General features: G+C 66.9%; 23 protein-coding genes. 2 read left to right on the forward strand and 21 right to left on the reverse strand.

From position 1 onward, the window contains the following. Positions 1-185: 185 nt before the first annotated feature. The 17 genes from M6E97_RS15710 to M6E97_RS15790 form a co-directional block, all read right to left on the reverse strand. Positions 186-974, reverse strand: coding sequence for a protein phosphatase CheZ (locus M6E97_RS15710; protein ID WP_003083075.1), 789 nt, complete (start codon positions 972-974; stop codon positions 186-188). A 19-nt stretch (positions 975-993) separates the two neighbouring features. Continuing rightward, positions 994-1,368 carry a chemotaxis response regulator CheY gene (locus M6E97_RS15715; RefSeq protein WP_003083073.1) on the reverse strand — a complete coding sequence of 125 codons (375 nt, stop codon included), beginning with the start codon at positions 1,366-1,368 and terminating at the stop codon, positions 994-996. 101 nt (positions 1,369-1,469) lie between these two features. Then, positions 1,470-2,213, reverse strand: coding sequence for an RNA polymerase sigma factor FliA (gene fliA, locus M6E97_RS15720; RefSeq protein WP_003083070.1), 744 nt, complete (start codon positions 2,211-2,213; stop codon positions 1,470-1,472). Beyond that, a complete protein-coding gene (fleN, locus tag M6E97_RS15725; protein WP_003083064.1) occupies positions 2,210-3,052 on the reverse strand; it encodes a flagellar synthesis regulator FleN in 843 nt (280 codons plus the stop codon). Before fleN ends, fliA begins: the two co-directional genes overlap by 4 nt. A 138-nt stretch (positions 3,053-3,190) precedes the next feature. Next, positions 3,191-4,480 (reverse strand): flagellar biosynthesis protein FlhF, encoded by a 1,290-nt coding sequence (flhF, locus tag M6E97_RS15730; RefSeq protein WP_009314788.1) that lies wholly within the window; start codon positions 4,478-4,480, stop codon positions 3,191-3,193. 83 nt (positions 4,481-4,563) lie between these two features. Continuing rightward, the gene (flhA, locus tag M6E97_RS15735; RefSeq protein WP_003083059.1) at positions 4,564-6,687 is read right to left on the reverse strand and encodes a flagellar biosynthesis protein FlhA; all 2,124 of its coding nucleotides are present in this window, start codon (positions 6,685-6,687) and stop codon (positions 4,564-4,566) included. 139 nt (positions 6,688-6,826) lie between these two features. Beyond that, complete coding sequence (locus M6E97_RS15740; protein WP_033939380.1) at positions 6,827-8,179, reverse strand: TPM domain-containing protein; 1,353 nt, start codon at positions 8,177-8,179, stop codon at positions 6,827-6,829. A 32-nt stretch (positions 8,180-8,211) separates the two neighbouring features. Then, on the reverse strand, positions 8,212-9,471 hold the full coding sequence (locus M6E97_RS15745; RefSeq protein WP_033939401.1) for a TPM domain-containing protein: 1,260 nt from the start codon (positions 9,469-9,471) through the stop codon (positions 8,212-8,214). A gap of 72 nt (positions 9,472-9,543) precedes the next feature. Beyond that, on the reverse strand, positions 9,544-10,680 hold the full coding sequence (gene flhB, locus M6E97_RS15750; protein ID WP_003083056.1) for a flagellar biosynthesis protein FlhB: 1,137 nt from the start codon (positions 10,678-10,680) through the stop codon (positions 9,544-9,546). A 2-nt stretch (positions 10,681-10,682) separates the two neighbouring features. Next, the gene (fliR, locus tag M6E97_RS15755) at positions 10,683-11,459 is read right to left on the reverse strand and encodes a flagellar biosynthetic protein FliR (protein ID WP_003083054.1); all 777 of its coding nucleotides are present in this window, start codon (positions 11,457-11,459) and stop codon (positions 10,683-10,685) included. Further along, positions 11,459-11,728 carry a flagellar biosynthesis protein FliQ gene (gene fliQ, locus M6E97_RS15760; protein ID WP_003083053.1) on the reverse strand — a complete coding sequence of 90 codons (270 nt, stop codon included), beginning with the start codon at positions 11,726-11,728 and terminating at the stop codon, positions 11,459-11,461. The genes fliR and fliQ overlap by 1 nt, the downstream gene beginning before the upstream one ends. Before the next feature lie 44 nt (positions 11,729-11,772). Continuing rightward, a complete protein-coding gene (fliP, locus tag M6E97_RS15765; RefSeq protein ID WP_003083052.1) occupies positions 11,773-12,540 on the reverse strand; it encodes a flagellar type III secretion system pore protein FliP in 768 nt (255 codons plus the stop codon). Beyond that, the gene (gene fliO / locus M6E97_RS15770) at positions 12,537-12,989 is read right to left on the reverse strand and encodes a flagellar biosynthetic protein FliO (protein ID WP_033939378.1); all 453 of its coding nucleotides are present in this window, start codon (positions 12,987-12,989) and stop codon (positions 12,537-12,539) included. Before fliO ends, fliP begins: the two co-directional genes overlap by 4 nt. Position 12,990: 1 nt before the next feature. Next, the gene (fliN, locus tag M6E97_RS15775) at positions 12,991-13,464 is read right to left on the reverse strand and encodes a flagellar motor switch protein FliN (protein ID WP_003083049.1); all 474 of its coding nucleotides are present in this window, start codon (positions 13,462-13,464) and stop codon (positions 12,991-12,993) included. 27 nt (positions 13,465-13,491) lie between these two features. Beyond that, on the reverse strand, positions 13,492-14,463 hold the full coding sequence (gene fliM / locus M6E97_RS15780; RefSeq protein WP_003083045.1) for a flagellar motor switch protein FliM: 972 nt from the start codon (positions 14,461-14,463) through the stop codon (positions 13,492-13,494). A 7-nt stretch (positions 14,464-14,470) separates the two neighbouring features. Then, on the reverse strand, positions 14,471-14,992 hold the full coding sequence (gene fliL / locus M6E97_RS15785) for a flagellar basal body-associated protein FliL (protein ID WP_003083042.1): 522 nt from the start codon (positions 14,990-14,992) through the stop codon (positions 14,471-14,473). A 243-nt stretch (positions 14,993-15,235) separates the two neighbouring features. Continuing rightward, positions 15,236-16,519, reverse strand: coding sequence for a flagellar hook-length control protein FliK (locus M6E97_RS15790; protein WP_033939376.1), 1,284 nt, complete (start codon positions 16,517-16,519; stop codon positions 15,236-15,238). 187 nt (positions 16,520-16,706) lie between these two features. On the opposite strand from M6E97_RS15790, the gene M6E97_RS15795 reads away from it, so the two are divergent. Both M6E97_RS15795 and M6E97_RS15800 read left to right on the forward strand, forming a co-directional pair. Further along, a complete protein-coding gene (locus tag M6E97_RS15795) occupies positions 16,707-17,294 on the forward strand; it encodes a YecA family protein (protein ID WP_003083037.1) in 588 nt (195 codons plus the stop codon). Between the two features lie 11 nt (positions 17,295-17,305). Next, entirely contained in the window at positions 17,306-17,713 is a 408-nt protein-coding gene (locus M6E97_RS15800; protein WP_003087079.1) for a YbaN family protein, read from the forward strand. A gap of 8 nt (positions 17,714-17,721) precedes the next feature. On the opposite strand, the gene M6E97_RS15805 is transcribed toward M6E97_RS15800, so the two are convergent. The 4 genes from M6E97_RS15805 to mexM all read right to left on the reverse strand — a co-directional run bounded on the left by M6E97_RS15805 (position 17,722) and on the right by mexM (position 24,202). Beyond that, positions 17,722-19,167 (reverse strand): sensor histidine kinase, encoded by a 1,446-nt coding sequence (locus M6E97_RS15805; RefSeq protein WP_003083034.1) that lies wholly within the window; start codon positions 19,165-19,167, stop codon positions 17,722-17,724. Beyond that, positions 19,145-19,834, reverse strand: a complete 690-nt coding sequence (locus tag M6E97_RS15810; RefSeq protein WP_003083028.1) for a heavy metal response regulator transcription factor — start codon at positions 19,832-19,834, stop codon at positions 19,145-19,147. Before M6E97_RS15810 ends, M6E97_RS15805 begins: the two co-directional genes overlap by 23 nt. A 103-nt stretch (positions 19,835-19,937) precedes the next feature. Continuing rightward, positions 19,938-23,048, reverse strand: coding sequence for a multidrug efflux RND transporter permease subunit MexN (mexN, locus tag M6E97_RS15815; RefSeq protein WP_003109919.1), 3,111 nt, complete (start codon positions 23,046-23,048; stop codon positions 19,938-19,940). Further along, entirely contained in the window at positions 23,045-24,202 is a 1,158-nt protein-coding gene (mexM, locus tag M6E97_RS15820) for a multidrug efflux RND transporter periplasmic adaptor subunit MexM (RefSeq protein WP_003122947.1), read from the reverse strand. Before mexM ends, mexN begins: the two co-directional genes overlap by 4 nt. Between the last annotated feature and the right edge of the window lie 129 nt (positions 24,203-24,331).

Genomic DNA, 24,331 nt, shown 5'->3' on the forward strand with positions numbered 1-24,331 from the left:
GACGTGTTACTCGAAAGGATCGGCAGGACCGCTGTCCTGCCGGAAATACCGGCCCGGCTTTCCGGACCGACTTCAGCCCGCCCGCCGGGATCACCGGCATGACGAAGGCTGTGCCGGCAGCCCGCGGATGCCAGCGTTCAATGCTTACTTAACGGCAGCGATGCCGCAGTCTTGAGCCGGGCGGGTCAGAAACCCAGGCTGGACAGCAGATCGTCCACGTCATCCTGCCCGGACACCACATCCTCTCGTTTTTCCGCGGCGACCTGCGGCCCCTCGCCCTTGGCCGAACGCTCCAGCGCGGCCTGATGGCGCATGCTCACGTGGTCGTGCTCGATTCCGGCGTAACGGTCCACCTGGCCGGCCATCCAGACCAGCTTCACGAGGTTGCTCTCGACCTCGGTGACCAGCTTGGTGACACGCTTGATCACCTGGCCGGTCAGGTCCTGGTAATCCTGCGCCAGCAGGATGTCATTGAGCTGCGAGGACAACTGGCCGGCGTTCTCGCCGCTGCGCACGAGGAACTGTTCGATGCGCTTGGCCAGCTCGCGGAAGCCGTCGGCGTCGATTTCCCGGCGCATGAAGCGTTGCCACTCCTGGTGCAGCTCCCGCGAATCGTCGCCCAGTTGGTTGACCAGCGGGGCGCTCTGCTCCACCAGGTCCATGGTCCGGTTGGCGGCCTTCTCGGTCATTTCCACCACGTAGGAAAGACGATCGGTGGCATCGGCAATCTGCGACATTTCCTGCGCGTGGGGGGAATGCGGGTCGATCTGGAAATCGACGATGGCGTTGTGCAGTTCGCGGGTCAGCTTGCCCACTTCCTGGTAGAGGCCACGGTCCCTGGCCTGGCTGAGCTCCTGGATCAATTGCACCGCCTGCTGGAAGTGCCCCCGTTCGAGACAGTCCACCAGTTCGCGCGCGTGTTTTTTCAGGGTCGATTCGAATTCGTCGCCCGTGGAATCGTTACCAAGCACCATGACACCCTCTTGGCCGGCTTCAGCCGTTGACCCGCTCGAAAATCTTCTCGATCTTTTCCTTCAGGACCTGAGCGGTGAAGGGTTTGACCACATAGCCGTTGACCCCGGCCTGGGCCGCTTCGATGATCTGGTCGCGCTTGGCCTCGGCGGTGACCATCAGCACCGGCAGGTGCTTGAGGCGCTCGTCGGCGCGAACCGCGCGCAGCAGATCGATGCCGGTCATGCCCGGCATGTTCCAGTCGGTGACGAGAAAGTCGAAATTGCCGCTGTGCAGCATCGGCAGCGCCGTGGTGCCGTCGTCGGCCTCGGCGGTATTGGTGAAGCCCAAGTCCCGCAAGAGGTTCTTGATGATGCGTCTCATCGTGGAAAAGTCGTCCACGATGAGAATTTTCATGTTCTTGTCCAAGTAAACCTCCGTACAGACCAGAGCGCGCCCCAGGGGACGCGCCACACATTCTTTTGCGTTAACGGTTACAAGCTGCGGTCGAGGCCGGTTCAGGCCGACCGCCAATCGGCCAGGCGCGCACGCAAACGCGCGGCGCACTGGCTGTGCAACTGGCTGACCCGCGATTCGCTGACGCCCAGTACCTCGCCGATCTCCTTGAGGTTGAGTTCCTCGTCGTAATACAACGCCAGCACCAGGCGCTCGCGCTCCGGCAACTTGGCGATGGCATCCGCCAGGGCCGCCTGGAAACGTTCGTCGAGCAGGCCGTGGATCGGTTCGTTGTGACTGAGGCTGGTGTCTTCCGGCAATCCATGTTCGCCGTCCTGCAACAGGTCGTCGAAGCTGTACAGGCGGCTGCCCTGCGTGTCGCTGAGGATGCCGTAGTAATCTTCGAGGCTCAATTGGAGTTCGGCAGCAACTTCGTGATCTTTAGCGTCGCGTCCGGTTCTCGCCTCGATCGCGCGGATCGCGTCGGTCACCATGCGCGTGTTGCGGTGCACCGAACGCGGCGCCCAGTCGCCCTTGCGGACCTCGTCGAGCATGGCCCCGCGGATGCGGATGCCGGCATAGGTCTCGAAGCTGGCGCCCTTGCCGGCGTCGTATTTCTTCGCGGCCTCGAGCAGGCCGATCATGCCGGCCTGCATCAGGTCCTCCACCTGCACGCTGGCCGGCAGGCGGCCGAGCAGGTGATAGGCGATGCGCTTGACCAGTGGTGCGTAACGCTGGATCAGTTGCTCCTGGGAGTTCTGCGCTTGCGCCTTGCTATACATACGCACTCCAGAGGCCGCTGTCATACGGCCGAACCTGTCGCGGGGTGTTGGACCAGTCGTTCGACGAAGAACTCCAGGTGCCCGCGCGGGTTGGCCGGCAGCGGCCAGCTGTCGACCTTCTGCGCGACCGCCTTGAAGGCCAGGGACGCCTTCGAGCGGGGGAATGCCTCGTATACGGCTCGCTGTTTCTGCACGGCCTTGCGTACCGACTCGTCGTAAGGGATGACACCTACATACTGTAGTGCGACGTCGAGGAAACGGTCAGTGACCTTGGTCAGTTTGGCGAACAGGTTGCGTCCTTCCTGCGGGCTGTGGGCCATGTTGGCCAGGACCCGGAAGCGAGTCATGCCGTGGTCGCGGTTGAGCAGCTTGATCAGGGCGTAGGCATCGGTGATCGAGGTCGGTTCGTCGCAGACGACCAACAGCACCTCCTGCGCGGCGCGGACGAAACTGACCACCGAATCGCCGATTCCGGCGGCGGTGTCGACGACCAGGACATCGAGGTTGTCGCTGATATCGCTGAACGCCTGGATCAGCCCCGCATGCTGCATGGGCGAGAGGTGCACCATGCTCTGCGTGCCGGAGGCCGCGGGAACGATGCGCACGCCACCGGGACCGAGGAGGAGGACATCGCGCAGTTCGCAGCGTCCCTCGATCACGTCGGCCAGGGTGCGCTTGGGCGTGAGTCCCAGCAGGACGTCGACGTTGGCCAGGCCGAGGTCGGCATCCAGCAGCATGACGCGACGGCCAAGATCGGCCAGAGCCAGTGCCAGGTTCACCGACACATTGGTCTTGCCGACGCCGCCCTTGCCGCCAGTTACTGCGATCACCTGTACGGGATGCATGCTACCCATCTGCTTCATACCTTGTGTTGTCGTCTTCCCGGAACGCCCCTTCCAGCGCTCTCCGGTATTGGCGGGAACGATGCGCCATCGTTCCCGGCCCGGCGGAAGCCACCTTCGCTTCCGTCACCCGCGCCACGCGCGGTTCTTCCCACGTCCTCAGCCGGCACGCCGCGCCGGTTGCTGGTAGAGCCCGGCGAACAGCTCGGCCATGGCGTCCTCGCTGGGCTCTTCCGGTGCCTGCAGGCTCACCGCCCGGCTGACCAGTTGGTGACTGCGCGCCACCTGCAGGTCGTCCGGAATCCGCGGCCCATCCGCCAGATAGGCTACCGGGAGACGCTGGGCGATAGCCAGCGCCATCGATTCACCGAGGCTGCCCGCCTCGTCCAGCTTAGTCAGGATGCAACCCGCCAGCCCGCAGTGCCGATAGGTCTGGTAGGCCGACTTGAGCACCTGGCTCTGGCTGGTGGTGGCCATCACCAGGTAATTCTTCACGTTCAGGCTCGGCGACGCCAGTGCCTCGAGCTGCATGCGCAATGCCGGGTCGCTGGCCGGCAGGCCGGCGGTATCGATCAGCACCATGCGCTTGCGCGCCAGCGGCGCCAGGGCCTGGATCAGCGACTGGCCGGGATCGACCAGGGTCACCGGTACGTTGAGGATCCGACCGAGGGTCTTGATCTGCTCCTGGGCGCCGATCCGGTAGCTGTCCATGCTCACCAGCGCCAGGCTCTGGGCGCCGTACTTGAGGACGTAGCGCGCGGCCATCTTCGCCAGGGTGGTGGTCTTGCCGGCGCCTGCCGGGCCGACCAGGGCCAGTACGCCGCCCGCGTCGAGCGGGTCCTGCTCGGGGGTCTGCACGGCACGCGACAGGTGCGCCAACAGCATGCGCCAGGCCTGGCGCGTATCGCCCACCGCGGCGACCCGCTCCAGCAACGGCTTGCTCAGCTCCGCCGGCAAGCCCATGCGCTGCAGGCGCCGCCAGAGATTGGCCTGCTGCGGACGCTGGTGCTGCAACTGGCCCCAGGCGATGGAACCCAGTTGTACCTCGATCAGCTCGCGCAGGCCGTTCAGTTCGAAACGCATTGCCTCGAGGGTCTGGCCGCCCGCCTGGGGCTTGGCCTGCGCCGCCGTCATGGACTCGGCCAGGGACGGACGCGCCGGCTTCTCCTCGGCGAACAATTGACGGTCCTTGCGCTGGTTTTCCGCCGGACGCGCCGTCAATTCGGCGCGCGCCTCGGCGATCCGCGCCTGGGTCTTGCGCAGCTCCACTTCCAGCGCCGGGTTGGGCTTGCTCGGCGCCGGCGGGGCCTGGTAATCCAGCGCCGCGGTCAGCTCGATGCCGCCGGCGACCCGGCGGTTGCCGAGAATCGCGGCGTCCGGACCCAGTTCGTCGCGGACCAGTTTCATGGCCTGACGCATATCGGCGGCGAAGAAGCGTTTGACTTGCATTGCCCGAACCCCTCAGTTCAGTAGTCTTGCCGGCAACCTCAGGTTGCCCGGTGTGCCGGCCCTGGAGCCGGCGCAGCCCTCGTTCAGTTCTGCCCCACCGTCGCGACGATGGTGACTTGCTTGTTGTCCGGGATTTCCTGGTAGGCCAGCACATGCATGCTGGGCACCGCCATCCGCGCGAAGCGCGACATCATCGAGCGGATCGGCCCGGCAACCAGCAGGATCGCCGGCTTACCGAGCATCTCCTGGCGTTGCGCGCTCTCGATCAGCGAGCGTTGCAGCTTCTCGGCCATTCCCGGCTCCAGCAACATGCCGTCCTCGGAGCCTTGTCCGGCCTTCTGCATGCTGTTCAGCAAAATCTGTTCCAACCTCGGCTCGAGCGTGATCACAGGCAGCTCCGGCTCAAGCCCGACAATGCTTTGCACGATTGCGCGGGACAACGCGACGCGAACCGCGGCGACCATCGCGCCGGGATCTTGACTCCGCGGAGCGACGTTGGCGATGGCCTCGGCGATGGTACGGATGTCGCGCACCGGCACCTGCTCCTGGAGCAGCGCCTGCAGGACCTTGAGCAGGGTGGACAGGGAAATCAGCCCCGGCACCAGCTCTTCCGCCAGCTTCGGCGAGCTGCGCGCGAGCAATTGCAGGAGCTGCTGCACTTCTTCATGGCCCAGCAGCTCGTGGGCGTGCTTGTGCAGCACCTGATTCAGGTGAGTGGCGACCACGGTGCTCGCATCCACCACGGTGTAGCCCAGCGACTGCGCCTGGTCGCGCTGGCCGGGCTCGATCCATACCGCCTCCAGGCCGAAGGCCGGGTCCTTGCCGGCGATGCCGTTGAGGCTGCCGAATACCTGGCCGGGGTTGATCGCCAGCTCGCGATCGGGATAGATCTCCGCTTCGGCCACGCTGACCCCCATCAGGGTCAGACGGTAGGCGTTGGGCAGCAGGTCGAGGTTGTCGCGGATGTGCACCGAGGGCATCAGGAAGCCCAGCTCCTGGGACAGCTTCTTGCGTACGCCCTTGATCCGCGCCAGCAGTTGCCCGCCCTGGTTGCGGTCGACCAGCGGGATCAGCCGGTAGCCGACTTCCAGGCCGACCATGTCCACCGGGGTGACGTCGTCCCAACCCAGTTCCTTGACCTCCTGGGCGCGCTGCGCCGGCAGCAGCTCCTGCTGGCGCTGTACCTCCTGCTCGGCGACCTGCTTGGCCTTGTTCTGCCGGTGCCAGATCCAGTAGGCGGCAGCGCCGGCCAGGGCGCCGAGGCCGATGAAGGAAACATGCGGCATGCCCGGCACGGCGCCCATGGCAATCAGGATCGCCGCGGAAATCGCCAGCGCCTTGGGCGAGGCGAACATCTGCCGGTTGACCTGCTGGCCCATGTCCTCGGAACTGGAGACCCGCGTCACCATGATCGCCGCCGCGGTCGACAGCAGCAGCGACGGCAGTTGTGCCACCAGGCCGTCACCAATGGTCAGCAGGGCGTAGACCTTGCCGGCGTCGCCGAAGGACATCGAATGCTGGATCATGCCGATGGCGACGCCGCCGATCAGGTTGATGAAGAGAATCAGCAGGCCGGCGATGGCGTCACCGCGGACGAACTTGCTGGCACCGTCCATCGAACCGTAGAAGTCGGCCTCCTGGGCCACCTCGCTGCGGCGCTTCTTGGCTTCCTCCTGCTCGATCAGGCCGGCGTTGAGGTCAGCGTCGATGGCCATCTGCTTGCCGGGCATGGCATCCAGGGTGAAGCGCGCGCTGACTTCGGAAATCCGCCCGGCGCCCTTGGTCACCACCACGAAGTTGATGATCATGAGGATCGCGAACACCACCACCCCGACCACGTAGTTGCCGCCGATCACCACTTCGCCGAAGGCCTGGATCACCTTGCCCGCGGCGCCATGGCCGTCGTGGCCGTGGAGCAGCACCACGCGGGTCGAGGCAACGTTCAGCGCCAAGCGCAACAGGGTCGCCACCAGCAGGATGGTCGGGAACACGGCGAAGTCCAGCGGCCGCAGGGCGTACACGCAGACCAGCAGGACGACGATGGACAGGGCGATGTTGAAGGTGAACAGCACGTCCAGCAGGAATGGCGGGATCGGCAGGGTCATCATCGCCAGCATGGCCAGCAGCAGGACCGGCACGCCGAGGCTGCCGCGCCCCAGTCCCGCCAGGTTGCTGCGCACATTGCTGATCAGTTGCGTGCGATCCACTCTCGACTCCCCTGCCCTGCGTATGGCGCCCGTAGGTGGGCGCCGAACAAACTTTTGACGCCGGAATGCGCGTCGGGCGGGTCATTGCAGGAACCGTTCCAACTTTTCAATTCATTGATTGAAAAAGGGTTTTCGCCAATCACCAACTGCCGGAGGCGCCACCACCGCCACTCGAGCCTCCGCCGCCGGAGAACGAGTCCGAAGACGAACTGGACGAACTCGACGACGAGGAAGACGAGGAACCCGATGAGCTAGCGTAATCGCCGCCGCGCCGACGCCCTCCCCCCGAGCCGCCGGCGCTGAAATTGCAACCGATGAGCAGCGGCAGGCAAGCGGCGGGCAGGATGATCAGCGCCTCGATGCTGTTCAGCGGGTCGTCCACCAGCAACAGCAGACACTCCAGGGCCAGGGTCAGCAGCAGGCCGAGCAGGCCCGGCAGGTAGGCCCAGCGCCGTCCTCTGCGCAGCCCCTGCCAGGCACCGGCCAGCATCAGCAGGGTCAGCCCCAGCGAAAGCGGCACGACCAATCCGTAATGAAGCACCGGCAGGCCATAACGGCCGTAGGCCCAGAACAGCCCCAGCGCATAGAGCACAAGAATGGCGAAGAACCAGCGGGCACCGCGCGAATACTTGAGCAAGGCGCCGAAGCCGACGCCCAGGACCGCCACCATCTCCGCCAGCGCCACCATCGCCCATGCCGGCCAGTGTCGCCCCAGTGCCAACGCCGCAGCGAGCGCCACTACCGTACCCAGGGTCCAGTACCAGGCGCGCGGGCGTACCAGCAGCGCCACCCCGCCGAGAGCGCCGAGCAGGAATGCGATAGCCAGGGTCTGCCGTACCGCGCCGGGCTCCACCGGGTCGCGCGGCGGCGGCGGCAACGCCTCGCCGTCGATCAGTCGTACCAGGCGCTGCGCCGCCGCTTCCAGGCCGCCGGCGTAGTCTTGCTGACGGAACGCAGGGGTCATGTATTCGCGGATGATCCGCCCGGCATCGATGTCGGTGATCGTTCCTTCCAGGCCATAACCGACTTCGATGCGCATGCGCCGATCGTCCTTCGCCACCAGCACCAGGACGCCGTCATCGATCCCCTTGCGCCCAAGCTTCCACGCCTCGAAGACCCGCGTCGCATAGGCCTCGATGCTGTCCGGATAGGTGCTGGGCACCATCAGGATCGCTACCTGGGCACCCTTCCGGGCCTCCAGCGCGGCCAGCGAAGCTTCCAGGCGGGCACGCTCGGCGGCGTCGAGGGTCGCGGTAAGGTCGGTCACCCGCCGCGCCAGCGCTGGAACCTCCGCGGACTCGTAGCCCACATCGCGCGCTGCCTCGGCCTCGGCGCCGACCGCCGATGCCTCCACGGCCTCCTCCTCGACATCGGACGCTGCCACCGCGACGGTGACCGGCACCGTCGCGGTGGCAACGGAGGGAATCGCGGCGGCGCAGAGCAGCATGCCGAACAGCCGAAGCATGGCGAGATAACGCGTGATTGCAGACATCCTTGTCTCCGAATGAAATGAACGGGAACCCATTACCAACTGCCCGAGGCACCGCCTCCGCCGCTGGAACCACCGCCCCCGGAAAAGCCGCCGGACGACAAGGAGGAAGAGGAGGAGGAACCGCCGCCGGAGCTTCCCGACGAGCCTCCACCACCCCCACTCAGGCGTACCTGGCCGAACACCAGCAGCCCGAGCATGAGCTGGAACGGTAGCAGGGCCAGCCAGACCAGCGGTGCGTCCAGGCCACCGGACAGCAATCCGAGCAGCAGGTAGGCCGCCAGCAACGCCCACAGTCGGCGGTGGAAACTTTTCCGCCGCTCGCGCCATAGCGAGCGCATCAGGCGGTAGTTCGACCAGCAGAGAACCGCCAGCATCAGCACCCCGGCCGGCCACAGCAGGCCGTAGATGAAGGACACCGCGCTGAACCAATGCGCCGCCAGCCCGAGCAGGGCTACATAGACCAGTACGCCGATCACCAGGTAGAAGGCCGGGCGCACCGTCCACAGCGCGCCGAAGGTCGCGCCGCCGACCAGCATGCACAGCGGAGCGACCAGCAGCACGCTCATCCATTCGCCGGAAGCGCCGGCCAGCGTGCCCAACAGCCAGCAGAGCAGCGCCCCGCCGAGCAGCCAGGGCCAGCGCAGCGCCCGGGCACTCAACAGCACTCCGGCCAACGATCCGTAGATGAAGGCGACCAGCAGCGCCCAGGCTTCCGCCGGCAATTGCCCCAGCGAGACTTTCGGCGCACCCGACGACGCGGCCGCCGGCAGCGTTTCGCCGTCGACCAGGCGGATCAGCTCGTCCACCGCGGCCTCGATCCCGCCGGCGTAGTCGCCCTCGCGAAATGCCGGGGCCATCCGCTCGCGAATGATCCGCCCGGCGACCACATCGGGCACCGCACCCTCCAGGCCGTAGCCGACCTCGATGCGCATGCGCCGGTCATCCTTGGCCACCACCAGCAGCAGACCGTCGTCGACCGCCTTGCGGCCGAGCTTCCAGGCCTGGAACAACTTGTCGGAGAAGGCTTCGATATCGAGGGTACCGGTAGTCGGCAGCATCACCACCGCGATCTGCGCACCGCGTCGCCGCTCCAGCGCCTCGAGCTTCTCCACCAGGCGTTGGCGCGTCGCCTCGTCCAGCGTGTGGGTGGCATCCACCAGCCGCTCCGACAGGGGCAAGGCGACCCATTCCGCCGGCGCTTCGGCGTGCGCAGGCATCCAGGGCAGCAGCCAGGCCAGGGCGAGCAACAGGAGGACAGGCGGGAAAATACGATCAGACAAGGTTCGATCCATGAACGGCAAAGCTCTCATCCCGAGCGGGTATCGGCCAAGGCTGCCACAGCGCGGCGCGTAGCTCCAGCCAGGTCACTCGTCGCGACGCAGGTCCGGCGGGATCGGCAGGTCCTTCAACGGGCTCGGCCGCTTGCCCTTGCCGGCCTGGTACTGCTTGAGCTGGTAGACATAGGCCAGCACCTGGGCCACGGCGAGATAGAGCCCGGCGGGAATCTCCTGGTCCAGCTCGGTGGAGTAGTACACCGCTCGCGCCAGCGCCGGCGACTCCATGACCATCACCTTGTGCTCCTGGGCCACCTCGCGGATCTTCAGGGCCAGGAAATCGTTGCCCTTGGCCAGCAGCAGCGGCGCCCCGCCGCCCGCCGGGTCGTACTTCAGGGCTACGGCGAAGTGGGTCGGGTTGGTGATCACCACGTCGGCCTCCGGCACCGCCGCCATCATCCGTCTCTGCGCCATCTCGCGCTGCATCTGGCGGATCTTCGACTTGACCTCGGGCTTGCCCTCGGAGTCCTTGTATTCGTCGCGGACTTCCTGCTTGGTCATCAGCAGCTTCTGGCGGTTGTCCCAGATCTGGTAGGGCACGTCCACCGCGGCGATCAGCAGCAGGCTGCAGGCCATCCAGAAGGCGCTCCAGCCGACCACCCGCACGCTGTGCAGGATCGCCTGCTCGAGCGGCTGGTGCGCCAGGGCCAGGAGGGCGTCGCGGTCGGCGGATAGCACCAGCAGGGCCACCGCCAGCACCACCAGGAACTTGATCAGCGCCTTGCTCAGTTCGAGCAGCGACTTGGCGGAAAACATCCGCTTCAGCCCCGACAGCGGGTTGAGCCGGCTGAACTTGGGTTGCAGGGCGTCCATCGAGAACAGCCAGCCGCCGAGGGCGATCGGCCCGACGATCGCCGCCACCAGCAGCATCAGCAGGATCGGCCAGAGCCCCTGGGCAGCCAGGTAGGCCGAAGCGCCGAGCAATTGCAGCATGCTCTCGGTATTCATCGCGGTTTCCCGGGACAGCTCGAAATTGCTGCGCATCAGGCGCAACAGGGCGCCCGCCAGGTCGGCGCCGTAGATCAGCAGGCCGCCGGCGCCGGCCATGAGGATGGCCAGGGTGTTCAGCTCCCGCGAACGCGGCAACTGCCCTTTCTCGCGCGCCTCGCGGCGGCGTTTCTCCGTGGGTTCCTCTGTCTTGTCCTGCCCGCTCTCGCTCTCGGCCATGGCTATTTCGCCCGCACCAGTTCACGGAGGAATTGCAGGGCCTCGCCGGCCAGCACCTGGTACTGGCTGAGCAGGTCGGCGGTGCCGATCCAGAGGATCACCAGGCCCAGCACCAGGGTCAACGGAAAGCCGATGGAGAAGATGTTCAGTTGCGGCGCCGCGCGGGTCATGGCGCCGAAGGCGAGGTTCACCACCAGCAGCGCGGTGATCGCCGGCAGCGCCAGCAGCAGTGCCGCGCCCATCACCCAGCCGAGCTTGCCGGCGATGATCCAGAAATGGTTGCCGCTCAGGCCCTCGCCCACCGGCAGGGTGACGAAGCTCTCGGCGATTACCTCGAACACTACCAGGTGGCCGTTCATCGCCAGGAACAGCAGCGTCACCAACATGGTGAAGAACTGGCCGAGCACCGGCACCGAGACGCCGTTGGCCGGGTCGACCATGGAAGCGAAGCCCAGGCCCATCTGCATCGAGATGATCTGCCCGGCGATCACGAAGGCGTGGAACAGCAACTGCAGGGAAAAGCCGAGCAAGGCGCCGACCAGGATCTGCTCGCCGATCAGCAGCATGGCCTTCATGCTCAGCGCGTCCACCTGCGGCATCGGCGGCAGGTTCGGCACCAGCACCACGCAGACGCCCAGCGCCAGGTACAGTCGCACCCGCACCGGCACCAGCTGGGTGCCGATCACCGGCATGGTCATCAGCAGCGCCGCGACCCGGAACAGCGGCAGCACGAAGCTGGCGATCCAGCCGCCGATCTGTGCGTTGGTCAGCTCCAGCATCAGCCGATCAGCAGCGGGATGTTGCCGATCAGCGTCTGGGTGTACTCCATCAGCTGCCGCAGCAGCCAGGGGCCCAGCACGATCAGGGTGAGCAGGATCACCATCAGGCGCGGCAGGAAGCTCAGGGTCTGTTCGTTGATCTGGGTGGCGGCCTGGAACATCGCCACCACGAGACCGACCAGCAGGCTCGGAACCACCAGCACGCCGACGATCATCGCCGTCAGCCACAACGCCTCGCGGAACAGGTCGAGTGCCACCTCAGGGGTCATGTCTCTCTCCAGCGCGCCAGCGGCGCGTCAAGCCGGCGGCACCGCTAGACGGTGCCGAAACTGCCCGCCAGCGTCCCGATGATCAGCGCCCAGCCATCCACCAGGACGAACAGCATGATCTTGAACGGCAGGGAAATGATCAGCGGCGACAGCATCATCATGCCCATCGCCATCAGCACGCTGGACACCACCAGGTCGATGATCAGGAACGGGATGAAGATCATGAAGCCGATCTGGAACGCTGTCTTCAGCTCGGACGTGACGAAGGCCGGGACCAGGATGGTCAGCGGCGTCGCCTCCGGGCTGCCGATGTCGGTGCGCTTGGACAGGCGCACGAACAGCTCCAGGTCGGAGGTGCGAGTCTGCGCCAGCATGAACGCCTTCAGCGGTACCTCGGCCTTTTGCAGGGCTTCCTGGGCGGGAATCTGCTCGTTCAGGTAGGGCTGCAGGGCCTGGCTGTTGATCTTGTCGAATACCGGGGCCATGACGAACATGGTCAGGAACAGCGCCAGCCCCACCAGCACCTGGTTCGACGGCGTCGATTGCAGGCCCAGCGCCTGGCGCAGGATGGAGAAGACGATGATGATCCGGGTGAAGCTGGTCATCAGCATGACGAACGCCGGGATGAAGCTCAGCGCGGTCATGATCAGCAGGATCTGCAGGCTGACCGAATACTCCTGCTGGCCCTGGCCGTTGGTGGTCACGGTGATCGCCGAGATCGATGTCGGGTCGGCGGCCAGCGCCGGCCACGGCGCCAGCAGCAGGAGGCAGAGCGCGGCGAGCGCGCCGGCCAGGGAGATGCGCGGAGTCATGGCTTACCCTTGGGGTCCTTGTTCAGCAGCTCCAGCAGGCGCTGGGCGAATTCCGGCGTGGCCGGCTCGCCGTCCGGCAGGTGTACCGGCTCCTTGAGCACGTGCAGCGGCGTGATCCGGCCGGGCGTCAGGCCGAGCAGGATCTGCTCCTCGCCGACCTGCACCAGCACCAGCCGGTCGCGCGGACCCAGCGGCTGACTGGCAAGGGTGCGGATCAAGCGGTTGCCGCGCGGACCGGCCTGTTGCACCCGGCGCACCAGCCAGGCGAGCAGGAAGATCAGGCCGATCACCAGGCCCAGGCCGAGCACCAGTTGGGCCAGTTGCGCGGCGGCGCCGGAAGCGGCGCCCACCGTCGGCGCGGCGGCACCCGTCGTCCCCTCGGCGGCGCACAGCGGCGCGCTCAGCGAGGCGAGTGCCGGCAGGAAGCCGGCGAGCAGGTAGCGACGCATGTCAGCGCAGCTTCTTGATGCGTTCGCTGGGACTGATCACGTCGGTCAGGCGGATGCCGAACTTCTCGTTCACCACCACCACCTCGCCGTGGGCGATCAGGGTGCCGTTGACCAGTACGTCCAGCGGCTCGCCGGCCAGGCGATCGAGTTCGATCACCGACCCCTGGTTCAGCTGCAGCAGGTTGCGGATGCTGATGTCGGTATGCCCGACTTCCATGGAGATGGTCACCGGGATGTCCAGGATCACATCCAGGTTGGGCCCCTCCAGGCCGGAAATGGTCGGCGCCTTCGGCGAAGCGCCGAACTCTTCCATCGGCGCCCGCGGGGTGCTCGGCTCCGCCACGGGGGTCGCGCCGCCCTGGGCCATCAGCGCATCGATGTCGTCCTGGCTGGCGTCGCCCGCCTCGGCCAGCGCCGCCGCCCACTCGTCGGCCAGTGCCTGTTCCTCGGTGGTCACTTTTTCTTCGTCTGCCATGGTTCGTCTTTCCTCCGGGGGAAGCGGTCAGCGCGAGCGCTCGACCGCTTCGAGAATCTGTAGCGCCAGGTTGCCCTTGTGGGCGCCCAGCTTGACCTTGAAGGCGGGCACGCCGTTGGCGCGCATCACCATGTGTTCCGGCATCTCCACCGGGATCACGTCGCCCGGCTGCATGTGCAGGATGTCGCGCAGCTTGAGCTGGCGGCGGACCACGGTGGCGCCGAGCGGTACCTGGACGTCCAGCACGTCCTCGCGCAGGGCCTTGATCCAGCGCTCGTCCTGGTCGTCGTGGTCGGACTGGAAACCGGCGTCGAGCATCTCGCGGATCGGCTCGATCATCGAATAGGGCATGGTGATGTGCAGGTCGCCGCCACCGCCGTCCAGTTCGATGTGGAAGGTGGAGACCACCACCACCTCGCTGGGACTGACGATGTTGGCCATGGCCGGGTTGACCTCCGAGTTGACGTACTCGAAGTTCATCTCCAGCACCGCCTGCCAGGCTTCCTTCAGATCGACGAAGGCCTGCTCCAGCACCATCCGCACCACCCGCAGCTCGGTCGGGGTGAACTCGCGGCCCTCGATCTTGGCGTGGCGGCCGTCGCCGCCGAAGAAGTTGTCCACCAGCTTGAACACCAGCTTGGCGTCGAGGATGAACAGCGCGGTGCCGCGCAGCGGCTTCATCTTCACCAGGTTGAGGCTGGTGGGAACGTACAGCGAGTGCACGTACTCGCCGAACTTCATCACCTGCACGCCGCCGACCGCGACGTCGGCCGAACGGCGCAGCAGGTTGAACATGCTGATGCGGGTGTAGCGGGCGAAACGCTCGTTGATCATCTCCAGGGTCGGCATGCGGCCCCGGACGATGCGGTCCTGGCTGGTCAGGTCATAGGACTTGACCGATCCCGGCGTCGCCTCGACTTCGGTTTCCACCAGGCCATCGTCGACGCCGTGCAACAGCGCGTCGATTTCATCCTGGGAAAGCAGATCTTGCACGGCCATGGGATACCTACTGCAGCACGAAATTGGTGAACAACACTTGTTCGATAGCCAGTTGGCCGGTTTCCTTCTTGGCCAGTTCCTGCAATCCGGCGGTCGCCTGCTGGCGGAGCATTTCCTTGCCCACCGGCGTCACCAGCGAGTCGAAACTCTGACTCGAGAACAGCATCACCAGTTTATTGCGAACCAGCGGCATGTGCTCGCGCAATGCGTCCATCTGCGCCTTGTCGCGCCCCATCAACGCGACGCCGACCTGCATGTAGCGCTGCCGGCCGTTCTGGTTGAAGTTGACGACGAAGGCCGGCGCCAGGATCTCGTAGAGCGCCGGCTGCTTGCCCGGCTTCGCCGCCTCGCTGGCGACTTCCTCGGTCTTCTCGGCCTTCAGCGACTTGCTGAGGAAGAACCAGGTGCCGCCCACCGACAGGCCGATCGCCAGCAGCAGGCCGACCACGATCAGCAGGATCAGCTTCAGCTTGCTCTTGCCGCCGCTCGGAGCCCCCGCGTCGGCGGGTGTCGCCTCTTTCTTAGCCATGCCAAAAATCCGTCGCTATAGCGTCAAATGAAGGGTTTCACAGGGGCAGAGCAAGGGTTGTGCCATTTCTGCAACGCCGCCCCGCCCCCTGGGGCCAGCCCCGGAATGCTGTCCGAGATGATAGACGGCGCGGATATTACAGCCTGGCCACAGGAAATCATCCCCGTCTTTTGCGAAATCGCCCGCTCCGGAAAAAGAAAGGCCTCCCGCAGGAGGCCCAAAGGGGAAATGCAGTCGTTCGCCTCAGGCGTAGTAGTCGACCAGACCGCGCGCCGCCGAGGAACCCGGCCGGCTGCGGATCTCGCTGACTCCGGCAAGGGTTTCCTCATCGCCCGAGGCCTCGCCGGCAAAGCCGCGTCCGCGCGCCGATCCGCCCTCGCCCTGCTGCTGGCCCTGCCAGCCCCGCGCCAGCGACTGGTCGGAGACGTTCACGTCGAGCTGGTTCATGCCCTGCTGGCTGAACATGTCGCGCAGCCGGTGCATCTGGCTTTCCAGGGCGTCGCGAACGCCGGCGTTGGGGCTGGCGAAGGTCACCTGGGTCTGGTCGGCGGTCATGTGGATGCGCACGTCCAGGCGTCCCAGCTCGGCCGGGTCGAGCTGGATCTCCGCCGACTTCAGGTTCTGGCTGGACATCCACATCACCCGGTCCACCACCGCCTCGCTCCAGCCGTTCTGCTGTATCGCCACCGGCTGGCCGGGCACCGTACCGTTCACCGGACGGTTGGTCAGGGCCTGCTGCGCCATGGCCTGGGTCAGCCCGTTGAGCTTGGCCGCGAAAGGCTCGCCGCGCGGCTCCGCCTTGCTCTCCAGCAGGCTCTCGGAGGCGGCGCTGGCGATGGCCGGCTCGGCGGTCTGCTGCAACTGGGCCTCGAGCGCCTTGCCGTCGACGGCCTTGGGCAAGGAGTCGGAAGTCAGGCTGGCAAGGGCATCGCCGAGGTTCGCCTGGCGCGGATCGGCGCTCTTCGCCGGCCCGCCTTTCGCCGCCTGCGCGGCGTCCTGGGCACCCTGCTCCAAGGCCATGTTCACTGCCGGAACGCCGTTGAGCTTGACCAGGGTCGGGTCGCTGCTGGCTTCGGTCAGGCTGGCCGGAGCACTGCTAGCCGTCGGCACGGCCGGCGGCAGCAAAGTCGCCTGGGTATTCTCGTCGAGCATCGGCACGGCGCCGCCGAGGCCGAGCAGTTGCAGCGGATCGACCGGCGTTTCGACTTTATCTTCGCCGTCGGCCTTGGCCTGGCCGTCGGCCGGCAAAGGCTTGCCGTCTTCGGCAACGGCCGGTTGCCCGGCGGCATCCGTCGGCTGCGCCTCGGCAGCCTCCTTGCCGGCGTCCCGCGGCTTGTCCCGCGAACCCTTGGAGGGACCGTCGGCGCGCTCGGCGGGCTTCTTCGCGGTCTCCTTGGCATACATGTCGGAGAAGCTGGAAGTCTTGTCGTTACTGGGCTCAGGCGTTTTCTGCTGGCTCTTCGGCGCAGCGGCCTTGGGCTTTACATCAGGCGTCGGCGGCAACAACACACCAGGGGCGACGGCCATGGGAATTCTCCATTTGCGAAGGGATTGCGTCGTGGCTTGCGCAAGGGATGGAGCAAGGTCCGGGCCAACTTCGCCGAGAGCCTCCGTGAAACGCTCGCCAGGGCGCCGCAGCAGGCACGCTCGCTTTGCCCGCAGGTCCCGTCTGGACTACAATCCAGAGCCGCATCCCTCCCGAGGTAGTACCCTGATGTCCTTCGCCGAAAAACTGTCCCGTCTGCAAGCCTTCCTCGATGCCGATGACCTGCACGAAGAAGCGCTGGACTACGTGGCGACCCACGGCTACCTGACCGCCCTCTCCATCTGCCCGGAGCAGGTGCCGGAGCGGGAGTGGATCGACGCCCTGTTCGCCGAACCGCCGCACTACCGCAGCGATGAGGAGCGCCAGGAGATCGAGACTTCCCTCGAGCAGCTCAAGGCGCACATCACCCGCGTGCTGGCCAGCGACGAAGACCTCGAGCTGCCCTGCGACCTCGACCTCGGCGACGAGCCGGACGACTCCGACCTGCGCGGCTGGTGCATCGGCTTCATGGAAGGCGTGTTCCTTCGCGAGGAAGTCTGGTTCGAGCAGGCCGAGGAGGAAGTCAGCGAGTTGCTGCTGCCGATCATGGTCGGCTCCGGCCTGTTCGACGAGCAGCCCGAGTTCGACGAGATCGCCCGCGACCGCCACCTGGTGGACGACATGGTCGCGCAGATTCCCGACCTGCTGACCAACCTGTTCCTGCTCTGCCAGGCGCCGGAAGAAAAGCCCGCCCTGCTCAAGCCGCGCACGCACTAAGGAGCGCCGCGGTGGCGCAGCGGGAAATTCGCCCGAGCGCTCGTGCCTGGGTGCGCTATAGCCTCCAGGCCGTGGGTTTCCTAAGCGTAGCCCTGGGCGTGATCGGCATCTTCCTGCCGGTGCTGCCGACCACGCCTTTCCTGCTCCTCGCGGCGGCCTGTTTCATGCGCAGCTCGCCGCGCTTCTACCACTGGCTGGTCGGCCATCCACGGCTCGGCCCGTGGATCCGCGACTATCTCGACGGCGAAGGCATCCCGCTCAAGGGCAAGGTCTACGCCATCGGCCTGATGTGGGCCAGCATCGCCCTTTCCTGCTACCTGGTCCGACGCCCCTGGGCCCAGGGCTTCATGCTGACCAGCGCGGTACTGGTCAGCATCTATATCCTCCGCCAGAAGACCCGCCCGCCGCACGACGCCTGAGGGCCCGCTCAGGACAGCGCCGGATCGCCCTCGCCCAGCGGCAAGCGGTCGCCGGGCCCGCGCCGCTCGGGGCTCAGCACGGTGAAGCCGAAGGTGTTCCAGCCGTCCGCGCTGTCGACGAACACCGAACCGCCGTGCATGCTCGCCACCGCCTTGACGATGGACAGGCCGAGGCCGTGGTTGGCCTCGCTGTTGCTGCGCGCCGCGTCGACCCGATAGAAGCGCTCGAACAGGTGCCTGCGGTGCTCGTCGGCGATCGGCACGCCGGGGTTGCTCACCGCCACCCGCACTTCGTCGCCACGCCGCTCGACGCCGACCCGCAGCGTGCCGCCGGCGGCGGTGTGCTGGGCAGCGTTGTACAGCAGGTTGGTCACCGCCCGCTGGAACAGGGCGCGCTCGACCAGCGCGCGGGCCTCGCCGCGCACCTCGATACCGACCCCGGCCTCGTCGAAGATCACCTCGAGGAAATCTACCGTGGTGGCGATCTCGCCGGCCAGCGAGGTTTCCTCGCGCTCGCAGGCCAAGCGTCCCTGGTCGGCGCGGGCGAGGAACAACATGTCGTTGACGATCGCCCGCAGCCGCTCCAGCTCCTCCAGGTTGGATTGCAGGACCTCTTCGTAATGTTCGCCGCTGCGTTCGCGGGACAACGCCACCTGGGTCTGGCCGATCAGGTTGGTCAATGGCGTGCGCAGCTCGTGGGCGACGTCGGCATTGAACGACTCCAGGCGCACGTAGGCCTGCTCCAGGCGGTCCAGGGCGCCGTTGAACGCTCCCACCAGTTCGCGCAGCTCGGCCGGCAGCGGCGAGAGCTGCAAGCGCTGCGACAACTGCCGCGGGCTGATCCGCCGGGCCTCCTCGGAGAGCCGATGCACCGGCCACAGGCCCAGGCGGGCGATCCAGTGGCCCAGCAACGAGGCCAGCAGCACACCGAGGGCGGACAGGCCGAGCAGCCATTTCAGGGTGGAGGTCCGCGCCTCGTGGAACGCCGCGCTGTCGATGGCGGTGACGTAGGTCAGCCGCGGCCGCCCCTCGCGCGCCGGCAACACGCCGACCCGCGCAGTCAGCGCGTACCGGTGCTCCGGCAACTCCAGTTCGTAGCGGCCGGCGCCATCGGCGATCAGCCGCTGCACCGGTTCGCTGAAGCGCCCGTAGTGATAGCGCGGGTCGTCGCTGTCGATCCAGAAACGAATCAGCTCGTACTCCTGGCTCAGGTTGTCCAGCTTGCCCTGCAGGTGCGGCCAGCGTTCGGCCAGGTCGGGGTGGTCGAGCATCCGCGAGACCATGTTGAAGCGCACGTCCACCTCGCCCTGCTGCAGGCGCTCGGTCTGGCGGTCGAGGATGCAATAGAGCATGGTGCCGATGAGGGCGAAGATCACCACCGCGGCGCCGGCGAACATTCCCGCCAGGCGGGTCGACAAGGACATGCCCACCTCAGCCCGACTCCGCCAGCGCACGGTTCTCCAGGACGTAGCCCATGCCCCGGATGGTATGCAGCAGCTTGTTCTCGAACGGACCGTCGAGCTTGGCGCGCAGGCGCTTGATCGCCACCTCCACGACATTGGTATCGGTATCGAAGTTGATGTCCCAGACCAATTCGGCGATCGCCGTCTTCGACAGGATCTCGCCGCTGCGCTGGGCCAGCACGCAGAGCAGCGCGTACTCCTTGGCAGTCAGTTCCAGACGGGTGTTGCCACGGAAGACCTTGCGGCTGAGCAGGTCGATGGACAGGTCGGCGATGCGCATCTGCGAATGGCTTTCATGGTTGCCGCCGCGCCGGGTCAGGGCCTGCAGGCGGGCGACCAGTTCGAGGAAGGAGAACGGCTTGATCAGGTAGTCGTCGGCGCCCTCGCGCAGCCCGCGCACCCGGTCTTCCACGCGCTCGCGCGCGGTGAGCATGATCACCGGGGTCTGCCGCCGCTCGCGCAACGCCCGCAGAACGCCGTAGCCGTCGACGCCCGGCAGCATCACGTCGAGCACGATCACGTCGTACTCGCCATGGAGCGCCAGGTGGCGACCGTCGATGCCGTTGTCCGCCAGGTCCACGGTGAACCCCTGTTCACTGAGGCCACGGTTCAGGTAGTCCGCCGTCTTCGCCTCGTCCTCGACAATCAGTACCCGCATCTATCGCCCGATCCTCTGTTCGCCTTCGCATCCCGGGCGGGACGCATGCCTGCCTGCATCCTAGCCACGCGCCGCCGTCCAGGAAAGCCGCGTCCGTTACGCCTCATGACGCCGTCGCCCCAGCGGTTCCGCCGTCCGAGGTCGTCGCCCCGCGCCGGTGGAACAGCCGCTCCAGGGCCAGGTATACCACCGGCGTGCTGAACAGGGTCAACACCTGGCTCACCAGCAGCCCGCCGACCACCGCGATGCCCAGAGGCTGGCGCAGCTCGGAACCGGTGCCGAAGCCGATCATCAGGGGTATCGCGCCCAGCAGCGCGGCCAGGGTGGTCATCATGATCGGCCGGAAACGGGTCAGGCAGGCCTGGTAGATCGCCTGCTCCGCGCTCATTCCCTGCTCGCGCTGGGCGACGATGGCGAAGTCGACCATGAGGATGCCGTTCTTCTTGACGATACCGATCAGCAGCACGATGCCGATCAGCGCCATGATCGAGAAGTCCTGGCCCCAGGCCCAGAGCAGGAACACCGCGCCGATCCCCGCCGAGGGCAGGGTCGAAAGGATCGTCAGCGGATGCACGAAACTCTCGTAGAGCACGCCGAGGATGATGTACACCGCGATCAGCGCGGCGAGGATCAGCAGCGGTTGCGAGGCCAGCGAGCTCTGGAAGGCCTGCGCCGCGCCCTGGAACACGCCGATAATGGTCGAGGGCATGCCGATCTCCTCCTGGGCGCGCTGCACCGCCTGCACCGCCTCGCCGAGGGACACCCCGGCAGCCAGGTTGAAGGACAGGTTGACCGCCGGGAACATGCCGTTGTGGTTGATCTGCAGCGGCCCGGAGCGCGGCGCCGCGACCTTGGCGATGGCCGACAGCGGGACCATCTCGCCGCTCAGCGGCGAGCGCAGGTAGAACCAGTCCAGGCTTTCCGCGCGGCCGCGCTGGCGCGCATCGAGTTCGAGGACCACCTTGTACTGGTTGACCTCGGTCTGGTACTCGCCGACCTGGCGCTGGCCGAAGGCGTCGTAGAGGGTCTGGCTGACATCCTCGGCGCTGAGGCCGAAACGCGCCGCGGCCACCCGGTCGATGTCCAGCGCGGTGACGCTGGCGCCGACCTGCAGGTCGTTGGACACATCCATCAGCCCCGGCACCTGCTTCAGGCGCTCGGTGAGGCGTTGCGCCCAGAGCGCCAGCTGGGTGCTGTCGCTGCTGCGCAGGGCGTACTGGTATTGGGTCCGCGAGGGTCCGGAACTGAGGTTGATGTCCTGCGCCGCGCGCAGGTAGAGCATGATTCCCGGCACCTTGGCCAGTTGCGGGCGCAGCCGGTCGATGAACTCACCGACCGAGACATCGCGCTCGCCACGGTCCTTGAGGACGATCCAGAAACGTCCGTTGGCCAGGCTCTGGCTACCGCCGGTGACGCCCACCGCATGGTTGTAGCTCTGCACCGCCGGGTCGCTGGCGATGATCTCGGCCAGTTGCCGGTGCTTGGCGACCATGTCGTCGTAGGAGATATCCTCGGCAGCCTGGCTCGTGCCGAAGACGAAGGCGGTGTCCTGCAAGGGGAAGAAACCCTTGGGAATCCCGACGTAGCCGGCCACCGCCACCAGCACGGTAAAGGCGAAGCCGACCAGCATCAGCCGCTGGTGCCCGAGCGCCCAGCGCAGGCCGCGTTCGTAGCCGCCGGTCAGCCATTCGGCGAAGCCCTTTCTCGGCGCTTCGGCATGCCGCAATGCCGGCATGAAGCGCGAAGCCAGCATCGGCGCCAGGGTCAGCGAAGCGACCACCGAAATCAGGATCGCCACCGTCACGCTGACCGCGAATTCGCGGAACAGCCGGCCGACGATCCCGCCCATGAACAGCAGGGGAATGAACGCGGCGATCAGCGAGAAGCTGATGGAAATCACGGTAAAGCCGATCTCCGCCGCGCCCTTGAGCGCCGCCTCGACCTTCGAGGCGCCCGCTTCCAGGTGTCGGTGGATGTTCTCCACGACCACGATGGCGTCGTCGACGATGAAGCCGACGGCGATGATCAGCGCCACCAGGGTCAGGTTGTTGAGGGTGAAGCCGAGCACGTACATCGCCGCGAAGCTGGCGCTCAGGGACACCGCCAGCACCGTGGCGACGATCAGGGTCGCCGACAGCTGGCGGAGGAACAGGCCCATCACCAGCACCACCAGGCCAATGGTCAGCAGCAGGGTCAGTTCGACCTCGTGCAGCGACGAGCGGATGGTCCGGGTGCGGTCGTTGAGCACGTCTACCTCGATGGTCGCCGGGAGCATCTCGCGCAGGCGTGGCAGCGCGGCCTGGATCGCGTCGGCGGTATCGACGATGTTCGCCCCAGGCTGGCGCAGGATCACCAGCGCCACCCCGGGCACCCCGTTCGGCCAGGCCTGCACGTAGTCGTCCTCGGGCGCCGAGACGATCCGCGCCACGTCCTTGAGGAACACCGGCGCGCCCTGGCGGTAGGCGACCACCAGGTCGTCATAGTCGCTGGCGTTGAACAACTGGTCGTTGGCCGCGAGGGTCGACACCCGCCCCTCGCCGTAGAGCGCGCCCTTGGCCAGGTTGACGCTGGCCGACTGCAACGACTGGCGCAGGTCGGCCAGGGTCAACTGGTAGGCGGCGAGCTTCTCCGGCTGGGCCTGGATGCGGATCGCCGGGCGCTGCTGGCCGACCACGAAGATCTGCCCCACGCCGTTCACCTGGCTGAGCTGGCGGGCGAGGATGGTCTCGGCGTAATCGCTGAGTTCGATCAGCGGCATCATCTCCGAGTTGACCCGCAGGATCATGATCGGGCTGTCCGCCGGGTTGACCTTGCGCCAGGTCGGCAGGTTCGGCATGTCCACCGGCAGCCGCCCGGCCGCGGCGTTGATCGCCGCCTGGACCTCCTGGGCGGCGACGTCGATGCTCTTGTCGAGGCTGAACTGCAGGGTCAGGGTGGTGGTGCCCAGGGCGCTGCTGGAGGTCATCTCGGTGATCCCGGGAATCGCGCTGAACTGCACTTCCAAGGGGGTGGCCACCGACGAGGCCATGGTTTCCGGGCTACCGCCGGGCAGCAAGGCGTTGATCTGGATGGTCGGGAAATCCGCCTCCGGCAACGGCGCCACGCCGAGCCGGAGGAACGCCAGCAGCCCCAGCAGCAGCGAGGCCAGGGTCAGCAGCGCGGTGGCGATCGGGTGCCGTACGCACCAGCCGGAAATCCCGGCGCGCGGCGTCACGGCTGCCGCTCCGTGGCCTGAGCCAGGCTCGGGCGCGGCTCCTGGATATCGACCAGGGCGCCGGGCATCAGCCGCGAGTGGCCGTCCACCACCACCTGGTCACCGCTGGCCAGGCCTTCCACCACACTGAGGCCGTCGATGTCCTGGAGCACCCGCACCGGCACCGCCTCGACCCGGTCGGCGGCGACCCGGTAGACGAAATTGCCCTCCAGGCCGCGGCGCACCGCCTTGCTCGACAGCACCAACTGGTCGCGCCGGACCCCAGTGTGCAGGCTCACCGCGACGAACTGCCCGGGCCAGAGCCGGGCCTGGCGGTTATCGAAGGAGGCGCGCACGCGGATGGTGCCGGTGGAACTGTCGATCTGGTTGTCGATGGTCAGCAACCGGCCCTCGCCCAGCGCGCTCCCGCCGTCGCGGCTGTAGGCGCGCACCGCCGCCTCGCCGCCGAGCAGCGCCTGCAACTGGGGCAACTGTTCCTGTTGCAGGGAGAAGACTACGGAGATCGGTGCGATCTGGGTCACGCTGAACAGGCCGAGACTGTCGCCGACCCGCACCAGGTTGCCGACATCGACGTTGCGGATACCGACCTTGCCGGATACCGGCGAGGTGATCCGGGTGTAGGACAGGCGCACCCGCTCGGCGTTGATGGTGGCATCGTTGGCCTTCAGGGTCGCGCGCAACTGGTCGACCGTCGCCTGCTGCTGGTCCAGCAGTTGGCGTGACACCGCACGCTCGGCATACAGGCTGCGGTAGCGTTGCAGGTCCTGCTCGGCGGATTTCAGCTGGGCCTGGTTGCTTGCCCTGGAGGCCTGAGCCTGCTCCAGCGCGGCGACGACGGCGCGGTCATCGATGGTCGCCAGCAACTCGCCCGCCTCGACCATCTGCCCTTCGCTCACCAGCAGGCGGGTCAACTGGCCGTCGATCTGGGTGCGGATCACCACGTTGTGCAACGAAGTCACCGTGCCGATGCCGCTGACCTGTTGCTCGACGTCGCGCCGCTCCACCCGCGCCACGTTCACCGGGACCCTGGCCGGCGCGGGCGCCGCCTTCGCCCCGGCGTCGCCGCCGAGCCATGCCCAACCGCCGAAGGCGACCAGGCCCGCCGCCAGCACGCCCACCAGGACCCGCCCCCCACCACTGCGCAACGCCTGCATCTGTCCACCTTTCCCAGTCGCCGGCCTCGCGCGGCCGACTTCGTTCTTCTTTATAAGCAGCGCAGCGGGACCCCACCCTGACCCCTGAATGACAATCCTGTCAGTTTCGCCGGACACCCCGCGCTGGCA

Source organism: Pseudomonas sp. B111, from assembly GCF_026428275.1.
In the GTDB taxonomy this organism is placed as follows: Bacteria; Pseudomonadota; Gammaproteobacteria; order Pseudomonadales; family Pseudomonadaceae; genus Pseudomonas; species Pseudomonas aeruginosa.